This window comes from Collibacillus ludicampi (assembly GCF_023705585.1).
In the GTDB taxonomy this organism is placed as follows: domain Bacteria; phylum Bacillota; class Bacilli; order Tumebacillales; family BOQE01; genus Collibacillus; species Collibacillus ludicampi.
Genome location: NZ_BOQE01000001.1, coordinates 2,520,305 through 2,533,662, shown reverse-complemented (window position 1 = coordinate 2,533,662; position 13,358 = coordinate 2,520,305). Strand labels below are relative to the sequence as shown.

Annotated in this window: 14 protein-coding genes; 4 read left to right on the top strand and 10 right to left on the bottom strand. The window is 41.9% G+C overall.

Annotated elements, in window-relative coordinates:
- Positions 1–36: 36 nt before the first annotated feature.
- The 4 genes from hpaB to DNHGIG_RS12800 all read right to left on the bottom strand — a co-directional run bounded on the left by hpaB (position 37) and on the right by DNHGIG_RS12800 (position 4,925).
- Positions 37–1,506, bottom strand: coding sequence for a 4-hydroxyphenylacetate 3-monooxygenase, oxygenase component (gene hpaB, locus DNHGIG_RS12815; protein WP_282199951.1), 1,470 nt, complete (start codon positions 1,504–1,506; stop codon positions 37–39).
- A gap of 57 nt (positions 1,507–1,563) precedes the next feature.
- Positions 1,564–3,081 carry a 5-carboxymethyl-2-hydroxymuconate semialdehyde dehydrogenase gene (gene hpaE, locus DNHGIG_RS12810; protein ID WP_282201421.1) on the bottom strand — a complete coding sequence of 506 codons (1,518 nt, stop codon included), beginning with the start codon at positions 3,079–3,081 and terminating at the stop codon, positions 1,564–1,566.
- A 108-nt stretch (positions 3,082–3,189) separates the two neighbouring features.
- Positions 3,190–4,113 (bottom strand): 2,4-dihydroxyhept-2-ene-1,7-dioic acid aldolase, encoded by a 924-nt coding sequence (hpaI, locus tag DNHGIG_RS12805; protein ID WP_282199950.1) that lies wholly within the window; start codon positions 4,111–4,113, stop codon positions 3,190–3,192.
- A 119-nt stretch (positions 4,114–4,232) separates the two neighbouring features.
- A complete protein-coding gene (locus tag DNHGIG_RS12800) occupies positions 4,233–4,925 on the bottom strand; it encodes a GntR family transcriptional regulator (RefSeq protein WP_282201420.1) in 693 nt (230 codons plus the stop codon).
- A 298-nt stretch (positions 4,926–5,223) separates the two neighbouring features.
- Here DNHGIG_RS12800 and DNHGIG_RS12795 point away from each other — a divergent pair, with 298 nt between their 5' ends.
- Complete coding sequence (locus tag DNHGIG_RS12795; RefSeq protein WP_282199949.1) at positions 5,224–5,439, top strand: hypothetical protein; 216 nt, start codon at positions 5,224–5,226, stop codon at positions 5,437–5,439.
- Positions 5,439–5,951, top strand: coding sequence for a putative toxin-antitoxin system toxin component, PIN family (locus DNHGIG_RS12790; RefSeq protein WP_282199948.1), 513 nt, complete (start codon positions 5,439–5,441; stop codon positions 5,949–5,951). Before DNHGIG_RS12795 ends, DNHGIG_RS12790 begins: the two co-directional genes overlap by 1 nt.
- Positions 5,952–6,136: 185 nt before the next feature.
- On the opposite strand, the gene DNHGIG_RS12785 is transcribed toward DNHGIG_RS12790, so the two are convergent.
- The 3 genes from DNHGIG_RS12785 to DNHGIG_RS12775 are packed head-to-tail and all read right to left on the bottom strand — an operon-like array spanning position 6,137 to position 8,511.
- The gene (locus DNHGIG_RS12785) at positions 6,137–6,673 is read right to left on the bottom strand and encodes a chromate transporter (protein ID WP_282199947.1); all 537 of its coding nucleotides are present in this window, start codon (positions 6,671–6,673) and stop codon (positions 6,137–6,139) included.
- Between the two features lie 44 nt (positions 6,674–6,717).
- Positions 6,718–7,290 (bottom strand): chromate transporter, encoded by a 573-nt coding sequence (locus DNHGIG_RS12780; protein WP_282199946.1) that lies wholly within the window; start codon positions 7,288–7,290, stop codon positions 6,718–6,720.
- Positions 7,291–7,302: 12 nt separating this feature from the next.
- The gene (locus tag DNHGIG_RS12775) at positions 7,303–8,511 is read right to left on the bottom strand and encodes an ROK family transcriptional regulator (protein ID WP_282199945.1); all 1,209 of its coding nucleotides are present in this window, start codon (positions 8,509–8,511) and stop codon (positions 7,303–7,305) included.
- A 560-nt stretch (positions 8,512–9,071) separates the two neighbouring features.
- Between DNHGIG_RS12775 and DNHGIG_RS12770 the strand changes: the two genes are divergently transcribed.
- On the top strand, positions 9,072–9,707 hold the full coding sequence (locus DNHGIG_RS12770) for a YitT family protein (RefSeq protein WP_282199944.1): 636 nt from the start codon (positions 9,072–9,074) through the stop codon (positions 9,705–9,707).
- Between the two features lie 381 nt (positions 9,708–10,088).
- Positions 10,089–10,256, top strand: a complete 168-nt coding sequence (locus DNHGIG_RS12765; RefSeq protein ID WP_282199943.1) for a hypothetical protein — start codon at positions 10,089–10,091, stop codon at positions 10,254–10,256.
- 22 nt (positions 10,257–10,278) lie between these two features.
- On the opposite strand, the gene DNHGIG_RS12760 is transcribed toward DNHGIG_RS12765, so the two are convergent.
- From DNHGIG_RS12760 to DNHGIG_RS21060, 3 genes are all read right to left on the bottom strand, one after another.
- Positions 10,279–12,033, bottom strand: a complete 1,755-nt coding sequence (locus DNHGIG_RS12760) for a methyl-accepting chemotaxis protein (RefSeq protein WP_282199942.1) — start codon at positions 12,031–12,033, stop codon at positions 10,279–10,281.
- A gap of 193 nt (positions 12,034–12,226) precedes the next feature.
- On the bottom strand, positions 12,227–12,898 hold the full coding sequence (locus DNHGIG_RS12755; RefSeq protein ID WP_282199941.1) for an MFS transporter: 672 nt from the start codon (positions 12,896–12,898) through the stop codon (positions 12,227–12,229).
- A gap of 145 nt (positions 12,899–13,043) precedes the next feature.
- Positions 13,044–13,271 (bottom strand): Gfo/Idh/MocA family oxidoreductase, encoded by a 228-nt coding sequence (locus DNHGIG_RS21060; protein ID WP_369414710.1) that lies wholly within the window; start codon positions 13,269–13,271, stop codon positions 13,044–13,046.
- Positions 13,272–13,358: the final 87 nt, after the last annotated feature.

Genomic DNA, 13,358 nt, shown 5'->3' with positions numbered 1-13,358 from the left:
GATGAGCTCCGGAAATAAAACATAAAACGCTTACAATCACACAGTCACCATTTTTTCTGATTGTTTTAAAAATTCTTTGACGTATTCTACATACTCCCGCTTGTCATACCAATGATATAAAGCGCCAGCCATACGTACGGGATCACCAAAGAAAAAGCGTTCATACAACGTTTGCCGAGATCCGAATGCACTCATACACACATCCCATGCGAGGCGATATAATCTCACACGGTTATATGCATCGCTATTTGCTGCCTGCAAGTATTTGTCCAAATCCGGACGAATCTCGGAGTTAAAATCCTCTTCTGTTGGAATCGCCATTAACCCACTGGCCCCAAGTAATTGCATAATTTCGATCAAACGCGGGTAAATACGCGGATAATAATTGCGTGCCACATTCAGCGGTTTGAAGTCTGGCGTCATGATCCCCCATTGATCCACTTTGGCATTGACTTCCGATGCGAGTAAAAGCGCTTTCATCGTTTCCAGCACAATGATGACTTCAGCCATTTTCTCTTGCACATGTTGGAATTGCCCGATGTTAATCGTTTCAACCATTAATTGTAAAATTCCTAGAATAAATTCAGTCTTTGCTACATTCTTTGACACAACTTGATGGGTCATATGAACCTGCGCATTACTTTCTACATAGGCGCGATTACATATGTCTGCATTCCCGAGGGCAAATACACGATTCCACGGAACGGTTACATCATCGAACACGACGATGGTATCCATTTCTTCAAAACGTGAGCCGAGAGGATGATCAAACGGAGTCCGACCATAGTCAAATGATTCCCTGCAGATAAATTTCAACCCCGGCGTATTATTTGGAATGCAGAATGCAAAAGCATAGGGGTTCTCTTCATCCGATTGTTTTAGTAACGTAGAGGGAAATACCATGATCTCATCCGTAATCCCTCCTTGTGTCGCGAGTAAACGTGCCCCCCGGATCACAACTCCTTCCGAAGTTTTCTTGACAATACGGGCCGCAATATATGGATCCGGAAGTTGCGCAGAATTGACGGCTCGGTTAACCTGAGGTTGAATCAACGTATGTGTCAATGAAAGATCGTTCTCACGGCAGTATTCGTAATAATTGCGCATATTTTCTGCAAATATCGGATCCTGCACGCCAAACATTTCCGCCGCTGCACCATATGCCATTAAACCGGAGTTAATATAATCCGGGGAACGCCCCATCATCCCTCCGTTAAACCTGGCCCATTCCTGGATCATCATACGCCGTTTTTCCAGGTCTTCTTTCGTTTTCGGTTGCAAAAACGATGTTCCCACACGTTCACCCGTTGTCGGTGAAATGTATGTCATATAATCTTGTTTATCTTTATCATGTTGCATATCATAAAGCGCAGCCTGACTTTGCATGACACCTTTAAACGCCGGATGTTCGGATATTTTCCCTTTCACTTGTTCCCCGTGAATCCATACAACGGAATGGGCGTTGTCTACTCGTTCGATATACTGTTTTCCTGTTTTCGCTGGCATTTCAATCCCCCTTTGGATCTTTAGAAAAGACTTTACCCAATCACAGGCATCTTGGAATTACGCCTGACTGACGGATACTGTCCCCGTTTTCTTTGATTTTCCGAATTTAGGTATGTGGTGATCCCCTATAGCCACATGAATGACCTGTGTTTCCGTGTAAAATTCAAAGCTGTAATGTCCACCTTCGCGACCGATACCGCTGTATTTGGAACCGCCAAACGGTATCCGCAAATCCCTTACGTTTTGTGAATTTACCCATACCATGCCGCTTTCTACCGACTGCGCCAAACGGTGCCCACGCTTCATATCACTCGTCCAAATGTAAGCAGCGAGTCCGTATTTCACGTCATTCGCCATCCGCAAGACTTCGTCCTCCGTTTTAAACGGTATCACCACCATGACCGGACCAAAGATTTCCTCCTGTGACACACGCATGTCATTGGTGCAGTTCAATAGAAGTGTGGGGGCTACAAAGTTCCCGTTTCGAAACGCCTCAGGAATATGTCCCGTTATGATTTCGGCGCCTTCTTCACGGGCAATCTCAATATAGTTCATCACATTCTCCCAATGCTTCCTGTGAATCAGCGGACCCACTTCCGTATTTTCATCCATGGGATCCCCAACAACGATATTGGCGACCCTTTCTTTGAGAGCATCAACAAATTGATCATAGATCGATTCCTGCAAGAACAAGCGAGAATTCGCTGTACATCGTTCCCCGTTAAAGGAGAAGATCCCCCAGACCACCGCATCGAGTGCGCTTTCCATATCTGCATCCTCAAAGATAATCGCTGGGGATTTGCCTCCCAGTTCCATCGAACATCTTTTCAAGGTATCAGCGCCGTTTTTCATAATTTCCGAACCGGTTTTCGTCTCGCCTGTGAAGGAAATCAGTTGTACATCTGGATGCGCGACCAGGGATGCACCGGCAGTTTCCCCAAACCCATGTACGACGTTAAACACACCTTCCGGCAAACCTGCTTCATGGATGATTTGTGCGAGCTTATTGGCGGTCAGAGGCGACCATTCCGCCGGTTTCAGCACGACTGTATTCCCTGTAGCCAGAGCCGGCGCAACTTTCCATGTTTCCAGCATAAAAGGTGCATTCCACGGTGTAATGAGACCGGCAACCCCTACAGGCTTATGGATGGTGTAGTTGATGAAAAATTGATCGACCTGGTAGGCTTCTCCTACCATGCGGCTTTTGACCATTTCCGCATAGAAGCGGAAGTTTTCTGCCGCGCGTGCCGCCTGCTTCTTGGTTTGGCTGACCGGTAAACCGGTATCGAGAGACTCCAAATATGAGATCTCCTCCGCGTTTGCTTCAATCAAATCGGCAATCTTTACAATATACTTGATCCGTTCGTTCACACTCATCGTACGCCAGGGACCTTCATCGAAAGCCTTGCGGGCGGCCGCTACCGCCAAATCGATATCTTCCTTAAAACCTTCCGCTACTTCGTTAATCGGTTCATTGTTGAACGGGTTGATATTTTGAAACGTACGCCCCGCAACACCTTCCACAAAATGACCGTTTATATAGTGAAGAACCTTATCGACTTTGAATCGTTTCATGGATTCTCCTCCGCTCCGGTTGCTCTGTTCTTCCTGTTTCATCGACAACGACTTCCCCCTGCACCATTCACGTGAATCATTCGTCCTTCATGCACGAACGAGCATGTTTCATTTCTTCATCCCTACTTGCTGATCTAACAAGCCGTATTCGATCAACGTTTGACGAATTTCTTCCTGCAACTGTTCGGAAGGAGGACCCATCGGCAAGCGAAGCGCCGGATTGATTTTGCCCATCATACCCATCGCCGTTTTCAAAGGACCTGGGTTGGTATCCTTAAATAAAACGTCGTTTAACGGCATCAGTTTGTAATGAAGTTCAATCGCCTTCTCCACTTCACCTGCCACCCAGTAATTGTAGAGATCGGCAACTTCCTTCGGAACAATGTTCGCGGTCGCACTCACATGACCGGCTCCACCGATTGCCAGCATAGGATAGCAGAGAAGTTCAATACCGGAATAAAGCAGAAAATCACGTCCACAGTTGAGCAACACTCGATTGACATGTTCAAAATCTTTATTCGATTCTTTGACACCGATGATGTTTTTGCAATCTTCCGCCAGGCGAGCAAGCGTCTTGACTTCCAAATTCGTAGCGGTTCTTCCAGGAATGTTGTAAATAATAATCGGTATATCGACCGAATCGGCAATAATTTTGAAGTGGTTATACAATGCTTGCTGATTGGGGCGATTGTAATAAGGAACGATCACCATAGCCGCATCAGCACCCATTTCCTGCGCTCGTTTGGTTAAATGTAAAGCTTCCGCATGATTGGTGGATCCCGTTCCCGGTACAACAGGTACACGCCCTGCTGCAGTCTTAATCGCCGTCTCCATGACCAATTCACGCTCTTCAATGGTTAATGAACTGGGTTCTCCAGTAGTCCCCGTCACGGAAATTCCATGTGTACCGCTTTCAATATGCCATTCAATCAGTTTTTTAAGCGCTTCTGTATCCACATTCATGTTTTCATCAAATGGAGTCACAATCGGAGCGATCGATCCACGCAAGCGTTGTTTGGCTTCTTGGTACATAAAAAAACCTCCTTAAAATAATATTATTTTTACTACATTTTATTTTTAGATATTTTTAAATAAAAAAATAATTGATCTTCCTTTCTACATCGTTTTTCTAGACTTTTTTCTATGTGTTTTTATAAAAATCTGGTGACACTTTGTTCTATTTTCGGTTCCACTTTTCGCTCCTGAAAGGCTTTTGCAGTATTCAGTTTATGTTGTCTTGCAAATTCTTCGATCTCGGCAAAAGGAGCTCGCTCTTTCATCATTTGGATGATGCGAGCATGCTCTTTGACCGATTCACGAGCACGTTGTGGCACGAAGGTAAAGCCGAATTGACGCACTTGAGACATTCGTTGCCAGGCCTGCTGAATCTCTTCTAATAAACGAGAATTGCCACAGCGTTCGTAAATAATTGAATGAAACTTGCGGTTCAGTTCCCCGAATTGCTCAAACTCAAAGTTAAAAAGGGCTTCATTCATTTCTTCATTAACCATTTCAAGACGCTTCAAATCTTCTTGCGCAATCGTTTTCGAACTGAGAGCTGTTGCATATCCTTCGAGCACCGCCAAAACAGTCAACGTTTCCAAGTATTCTGCTTCGTTAATCTTACTCACAATCGCTCCGCTGTACGGTTTATATTGAATAAATCCATCTGATTCCAGTTGTCGTATGGCTTCTCGTACAGGAATAGCGCTTAACTTCAACTCTCTAGCGATTTGATCGATCACGACTCGATGACCAGGCCCATAAATTCCATCTACAATTCGGGAACGAATGACTTCATACGCATACTGTGTTTTGCTGATGTTTTTTTTTTGATTTTCCATGCTTATATCATACACAAAAATATATATGATTTTCAATAATTTTTTCAAAAATCGTATACCATAAATATCATTCATCATATATGATTATAAACTCTTTTGCTTGTAATGAGTATGTATGAAATATATCCCGAATTATATTGTGAATTTTCTGTTATACACTACTTGTCAAATAGAAAATTGGTCTATCCGTAAGCTACGGTGTATAAAAAATTAGTACACGACCGGATACTACTATTTAGTTGCAAATGTATCATTGACGGTTTACCCCGGTCCAATATAAACTAGGTGGTGACAGACAGTGACACAAGGAAATGATCGAGACGAGATGGGGGAATTTGATATGTCTATGACATTGGATCAGTTGAAAAAACAGGGTGCCCAACCTTTGTCACTCAGGAAAGCCCTTGAAGTATTTCGGGAAGTTGGACGTGAAATTGCTGCTAATGGAGAACGGACTTCAGAATCAGTAGCCGAATCCGTCATACAAGCAAGGGCAAAAAGAAATAATCGTTAATGATGCGGGTTGTCATCGATACAAATACGTTCGTGGATGGTTTGTTAGGCTCCAACCACGATCACCAATTGACCCGAGTTTGTACCCAAATTATAGATCTCGTCGTAGAAGGTCATTTAAAACTTGTCATGTCTGAGGAAATGTTTCTGGAAATAGACGAAGTCATTGACATCGAATTAACAAAGCAACACAGAAAATACAAAACTAAAAAATTGAGTCGTCGTGATATAAGGAAATTGCTCATAAGTTTTGCTTTTAACTCTGAGCACGTCAAACTTAAATATGAGTGGCCGATACAATGGATAACCGACAGGGATGATCGAATGTTTGTTGAATGTGCTTTGAGCGCTTCTGTATCATATGTTATCTCCAATGACTACTCTTTAAAGAAAATCAAGGAGTACAATCTGGAGATGGGTAACTATGAAGCACTTCAAATCCTTGAGAATATCCATTTTTTCGACCCTTTCACTTTTTTGAAAAAATTCAATGCTGGTTTACTTCCTGCCTAAAACCTCTTCTGACTTAGTTGGGGTTTTTTATTTTTTTACAATTAAATGAATAAGAAATCCGACACTTAAGCCAATATCATCGTTACGCTCCTGGATCGACTAGATTACGTACGGAAACCCTTTATTTTATTTACAAATTTTTTTGTAACGAAAAGATACAAATCATTTTGTTCCATCACCCTCTTTTAGTGATAAACTACGATTCCAAGAACACCAGAGAACAAGATCACCAAAACGGGGTGGATGTTCGTTAATAGAAGAACGGCCAAAGCCGCAAACATAACGAGGAGTCCACGTCCGTCAAACCAGTGTTCACCACCCACCAGATGATTTTGAATGGCAAAACGGATGGCGGCATAACCGATGAACCCGGTGATCACCGGTCTCAACCCGTAAGAAGCTGACTGCACGACAGGCTTATCCTGTATTTTTCGGAAAAATAATGCGATCAAGAGGATGAGAAGAAGTGAAGGAAGCGATATGGCGAATAGGGAAGTGATCGCCCCAAGAATTCCTGCTATTTTGTATCCGACAAAAATGGCGCAATTCGGTGCGATTGGGCCAGGGGACATACCGGCGATGGCGATTGCGTCTGTGAATTGTTGAGCGGTTAACCATCCATGCTTTTGGATCTCGTTTTCCATCACAGGTATCATGGCATAACCACCACCAAAGGAGATACAACCTATTTTAAGGAATGATACAAACAAGCTCCATAACATAGTTCCCTCTCCCCGTACTCGGTAATTTCTTTACATGCTCTTTCTTAAAAAGACTTCGATTCTTGTTTTTTCGCGTTTCTCTTTATCAGTATGCCAGTCGCCCCGCCTAGCAAGAGGATGACAAGCGGGTTAACAGGTACAAGCCAGAAGATGATTAAGGATGCTACTGCGAGAACAGTCGTTGTTTTATCTAAAATTGCCGATTTTCCCATCTTAAACGCTGCAAATAAAATCAAGGCTACAACAGCCGGTCGAATTCCCAAAAAAGCCGCTTGAATAATGGGATTCTGTTGGTATCCCAAAAACAAGGCTGCCAACAGAACGACAATCAGGAAGGTGGGTGTTATGATCCCTAATGTCGCACTAAGAGCACCGGAGGTTCCAGCCAGTTTGTATCCGATAAAGGTAGCAGCGTTAACAGCGACTGATCCCGGGACTATCTGCGAAACGGCTAACACGTCGATTATCTCCTCTCTGTTTAGCCAATGTTTCTGCTCGGTAACAGCTTTCTCCAACAACGGGATCATCGCATATCCTCCCCCAAAGGTTATGGGACTAACTTTTAAGAACATCACGAAAATCTTCCATAAAAGTGTCGCCTTATATGTCCGAACCATTTCGTCCATACCTCACTGTAAATAATAGTCAAGTACCATACAACCCGCACCGACAGCAACCGCGTTCTCACCGAGACTCCCTCGGCCGAATTTCACATCATACCCTGGGTACAGCTTCACCCTCTTTATAGCGGTTTCCGTAGCCACTCGGTAAAACAAATCCATTTCCGTGACCAATGCTCCCCCCAAGATTATCATTTCGGGGTGAATCAAATAGATCATATTCGATAATCCAATTCCGTAATGAAAAGCGGCATCTGCAATCACATCGCAACATAACGGATCATTCTCCTTTACCGCCCAACAGATGTCTTGGAAATCCACCTGTTCCGCATCCAAGACTCTGTCGTACAGGAGAGAAGGCTTTCCTCTCTTCAGACGACGAATAACTTCTTCTCTGATTGCAAGAATTGTCGCATAGGCTTCTAAACACCCGTAAGCGCCGCACGTACACTTATGCCCGTGAACATCAACCACTACATGTCCGAAAGCCCCCTCCATATCTACTGGCCCTCGCACCACCTGTCCGCGGGTTAATACACCACAGCGAAATCCTATACCCGTGAGATTGTAAACAAGACTGTCTACTTCTCTCCATAACCCATTCCGGTATTCCCCTAAGACGGCCGTATTCGCACCGTTATCCAACAACACTGTTGTATGAAATTTTTCCGCCAGCATCCTGCAGACAGGGACGTTTTCCCACCCAAAAGCAGGAAAATGAAGCGGATTGATAATCATTCCGTGCTCCCGATCAAGAGGGCCAACCGCGCCAATGCCAATTCCCAAGATTCGCGAGAAGTCAATCTGCTTCCGTTCGAGCATGTTTTCAATTTGATTTTCGATAAATCGCATCGTCACACCCGGTGTGCTCTGCTGATCCATTGAAAGCTTTGCATCTTCTTTCACTGTGAGATTCAAATCCATGAGTAGAACTTTTGTATGAGTGCGCGAAATATCCACCCCGATCACATAATAAAGATCCGGTTGAATCTGATACATAAGTGGTTTGCGCCCTCCGCTCGATTCCCCGAACCCGCTTTCAATAATCAATCCGGCCTCAAGGAGTTCTTCGATCAGACGTGCACACGTGCTCTGTTTCAAACCGGTTCGTTCAATTAAAGTACTCTTTGAAACAGATCCATATTTTTGTATGAGATGATAGATTCGTTTCAAGTTTTCATTTTTATGGGATGAGTTTTTCAGGAATCGATGGATCACGTCAAATCCCCCAACCCGATGCACGTGCTATTCACTCTTTTAATGATAAAACTTATAACCATTTTGATCAAATGTTTTCTCTCCTCAAGGGGATGTACATGAAATTCACTCTAATTTTACAATATCTTTTATTCAATTTTACAAAAAGTATACTTTTTTAATGGGAAACGCGGACACAACAAAAAAACATGACGAATGATCCCGTCATGTCTCTACGATGAAAGTGTGTGTATGTGAGCAAAAATATGGTGCCAATCTTCAAGAACATAAACGAAAGGTGATCTTTGTGGCTCTGACCCTTGATTTGCGAAAAACCAAGCGCCTCTTTACGCGTTGTGTTATACTATAATTAAATCCATAACAGAAAGGATTCGAAACCATGTTGCCCTCAAGGCAGATATGGAAACGATTTGATCTCTCATATACCTAGCGCCGTAGTGTGGTTGTAACCGTTAAAACACAACCGACTACGGGCAAGAGAGATGATACGATCTCAACAACCGATCTTCCCTCTACCGTAGTTGGTTTGATGACAGACACTACGGAAAGAGGTTACCTACATGAGCAAACAAAGTATTCGCTCAATGATCATGATTTTATTGGGTACGTTTATTTTGGCCTTTGGCTATTACCACATCAACTTCCAAAACGATTTGTCTGATGGCGGCTTTATCGGCCTCTCGCTTTTGATGAAGTATGTCTTTAATTTTTCCCCTGCGATCTCGGTGCTTTTCTTGGATCTCCCGTTTTTCGTCCTTGCGTTTTTCAGGGAAAGTCCCCAATTTATCCTGAGAATGAGTTTGGGCGCTATTGCCTTCTCTTTGTTCTACAAATTGTTTGAATGGTTTTCTCCGCTGGTATTAGACTTCAGCCATACGATGATCGTGGCTTCGATTCTGTCTGGACTGGTTACCGGTTTGGGCGCAGGCCTCGTTTTGCGATCAGGTGGCGCCACGGGAGGCGAAGACCTGCTTTGCATTTTCGCCAGCAAATATACAGGGATATCCATCGGAAACGTGTTTCTTATCCTGGACTTAATCGTCTTGGGATTATCCTTGTTTTTCCTTCCACTGAACAAAGTCTTGTATACCATCTTGGCCGTCTTCATTACCGGGAAAGTGATTAATTGGACGATCCGGTTCGAAAAAGATGATTCACAGCCATTGCATGAACCGATGATCATGTTCGAAAAATGAATAGATCGAGTGGAAGGGGATGACTAACCCCCATCCTCTCAATTATGAAAAAATGCAAGCCCTCTTTACAGAAAAGTTGTGTTTCTTAAAAAAAGACAATAAGAGACTAGGCAAGGCCATTTTCATTTTTTTGACCTTGCTTGCTCGTTCGGCTAGCTTTCTTAATTACTCTCCATATGCTGGTGCCGATTCTGTCATGGAGCTTCCCCTTGACAGGATCGGCCTCAGGTTATAAAGTTTCTTACTGACTTTAGGTAATATTGGACTTATATTTCTAAATTTTGAAACTCCTTGCCAATGAAGTAGTTCGTTAATTCATCAACGATGGCGGAGAAGCCATAGCCATTCAGTCCGATGTTCGTTTGGAGAGATGTGAGTCGCATGGTTGAAGAAGTAGAATATACCTGGGGAACAATTGATGTTTTAGGTAATAACGCAAACATGACTTTTGCAGTATGCTTGGAAGAATTTACTCAAAAACTGAATGTTGAGATGGTTAGCTACATTCACAATGACAAAAGCTGTGGCTCCAGAAATAGCATAGGGTAACAAAGGGTCCAGCATAAACTACTTATACTTTAAATTTTTTGGTTAACAATTGCATTTGCTCTGCAACTTTGGACAAAGATTCTGTTAATAAAGATAATTCTTCCATAGGCGCTAATTGTTCTTCGGTTGCAGTTGCCACAAGTTGAGAATTAGATGCCGATTCTTTCGTAATTCGGGCAGTTTCCTGAATTGAAATTGAAACTTCCTTTGAACTTGTTGCTATTTGTCCGGAGATTGCTGATACTTCTTGAATTTGGCTTGACACATCATATACTGCCTTCAAGATACGTTGAAAAGCTTTGCCTGCTTCTTGAACAATATTCATTCCAGATTCTACTTCTTTCGCACTCTGATCCATAGCCTCAACGGCTCGACTCGTATTATATTGGATCTCCCGTATCAAATTCGCTATTTGATCAGCTGATTGTTTTGATTCCTCTGCAAGTTTTCTAACTTGATGGGCTACCACCGTAAAGCCTCGTCCATGTTCTCCAGCCCTGGCGGCTTCAATTGCTGTATTTAATGCCAAAAGATTAGTCTTATGGGATATATCGGCAATCATTCCTGTAATCTTCTCTATTTGTTTCGATCGATCCTCTAACAGCTTTACTACTTTTCCCGATTGATCTACCGAATAATTGATTGATGCCATTTGTTGAACAACTTTTTGAATGAATTCATTCCCTTGTTCTGATTCTTTGGCAGCCAAGACCGATGTTTCAAATACAAAACTAGACGATTCGGCGATACGTTGAATTCCTGCTGTCATTTCTAGCAAAGATTTTTTATTGTCTTCTACATAATTTGCCTGCATCTCTGATCCGTTCGCCATATCTTGAATTGTTTGTGTAATCTGATTTGTAGCTTGTGTGGTTTTTACAACACTAGCGTATGGTTCTTCTGTGGAGGCAGCAACAAATTCAGCATTCGTACTCACTAACTTTATTAACTCTCGAAGATTCTCTATCATTTGATTGAATGATTTTGCAAGCGTTCCGGTTTCATCTTTATTTTTTATCACTATTCTTTCTATATCCAGATTACCATTCGCTACATTTTCAATCGCTTGTGAGACTAAAATAATAGGTCTTGATATATGCTTGACAAATAAAATTGCAATTATTGATCCAATGAATAATTCACTTGCCAATACAATAAATAAAACATTAAGTATATGATTGGCCCCTTGATTAAAATCATCCGTATACGAACCCGCTGAAACAATCCAACCCCAATGCGGGTCAAGTTCTGAATAGACTATTTTTTCAGCTACTTCATTGGGGTTGTCTAATTTTGTACAGTAATAATATGTAAAGCCTCCTCCATGTATCCCGTTTTGTACTATTTGTCTTGTGGTAAACTTTCCATTTTTATCTTGGTCATTCCAAGATGGCTTCCCTTCTTTTTCATATGAAGGATGATATAGTGTTACACCATTTTTATCATTTATAAACATATAACCATTTTTACCAAGATCCAATTTTTTTAATGGAATTCTCTTTCCATCTCCCCCCTTCTTACCTATGAAAGTTGTCACTACCATATTTTTGGCTTCATCCAGTGTAAGATTACCGTTTTTTACTTTTTCGTCCAATTCACCAATCATTCCTATTGCAGCATCAACATTGTTTTTTAATCGAATCTCACCAGAAATGTCTAATTCCTTTTTCGCATTATAATAACAAATTAAACCTAATATAATAGTTGGAATAAATAATAAAACTAACGAAAAAATAAGTAGTTTTTTCGTCAGATTTAGCGACATTCCACTTGACATAATAATCCTCACTTTACTCGTGGTGATGAACCAGATTTTTTGATCTTTGTTTTTCAAGCTGTAACTGAATTGTGAATGCTACTAAATGGATGTTAATACTTTTCTATTATATTTTGGTTGAACCAATGCGTTCCCCATAATATAATTGAGCTTCTACAGCTTGGAAACTTCATATCTAGTTAACAATCATTTTTTACTTAACAACATTAACGGGAGAGACATACTCATCGTATGAAGTTTTGATTTTCTCAATGCTCCCAAACTGACGCTCAGTATCAGATAAAAACCGAGCCTCTGTTGGATCACGATACAATATCCAGTACACAATCGCATAGAACAAACTTAATATGCCAGTAAGCCAAAAACCGCCACGCCACCCCCATTGTGATACAGACCAAGCTACTATAGGAACACCGATGACATTGGAAAACCTTACTGCAGCGTCGAAAGCAGCAGTAGCAAGACCACGCTCCTTAACTGGAAACCAATACCCTGTCGCTTTTGAGGCACTTGGAAACATTGGCGCTTCGGCAACGCCAAGAATCAAGCGGGAAAGTATGATGAGTCCCTTTCCACTCACAATAGCTGTCATTAAGGTAGCAACAGACCAGAGCAATGTTCCGATCCGCATGATCCACTTGATCCCAATCCTATCTAACAAAATGCCTATTGGTATTTGAGTCAGAGCGTATGACCATGAAAATGCCGATAAGATGATGCCCATTTGTACTTTTGATAAACCGTATTCCTGCATAAGTGATGCTGTTGCAACCGACATATTCGTACGGTCGAATACATTGACAACACAACCGATACCAAGTAACATCGCGATAATCCAGCGTGCATTTCCAACTTTACTATTCATGCTTACCCTCCCTCAATTGACCTTCGGAAGCCATCTATGTGTTTGACCGTAGTTATGTCGATTACTACCTCCAAGATTACATGTGAACGATATTCGAGAACAGCAGATAAATCTCGGCTCCCTTTTTCGTAAAGTTATTTATAGTTTAGTTAATATAAATCTTCTGCCCCTTATCGGCAGACTCTCTGATTGCGTTTATTACTTTCAATGTTTCAAGTGCGTCCTCCCCGCTCACAAGGGGTTCAGATTCTCCCCTCAAGACATCGACAAAATGCAACAGCTCTGCAGTCATCGGATCGTTATCCTCGACTTCATATTTTTCTATTATTAATTTGTGTTCCCATCCGTAATTTTCTTCATCATAGGAATACATGTTAAAGCTTGGAAAAGATAGACTTCCCTTTGTACCAAAGAAATAGTAACAATCTTCATTATAGCGGTGATATTTAGGGTTTTCTTT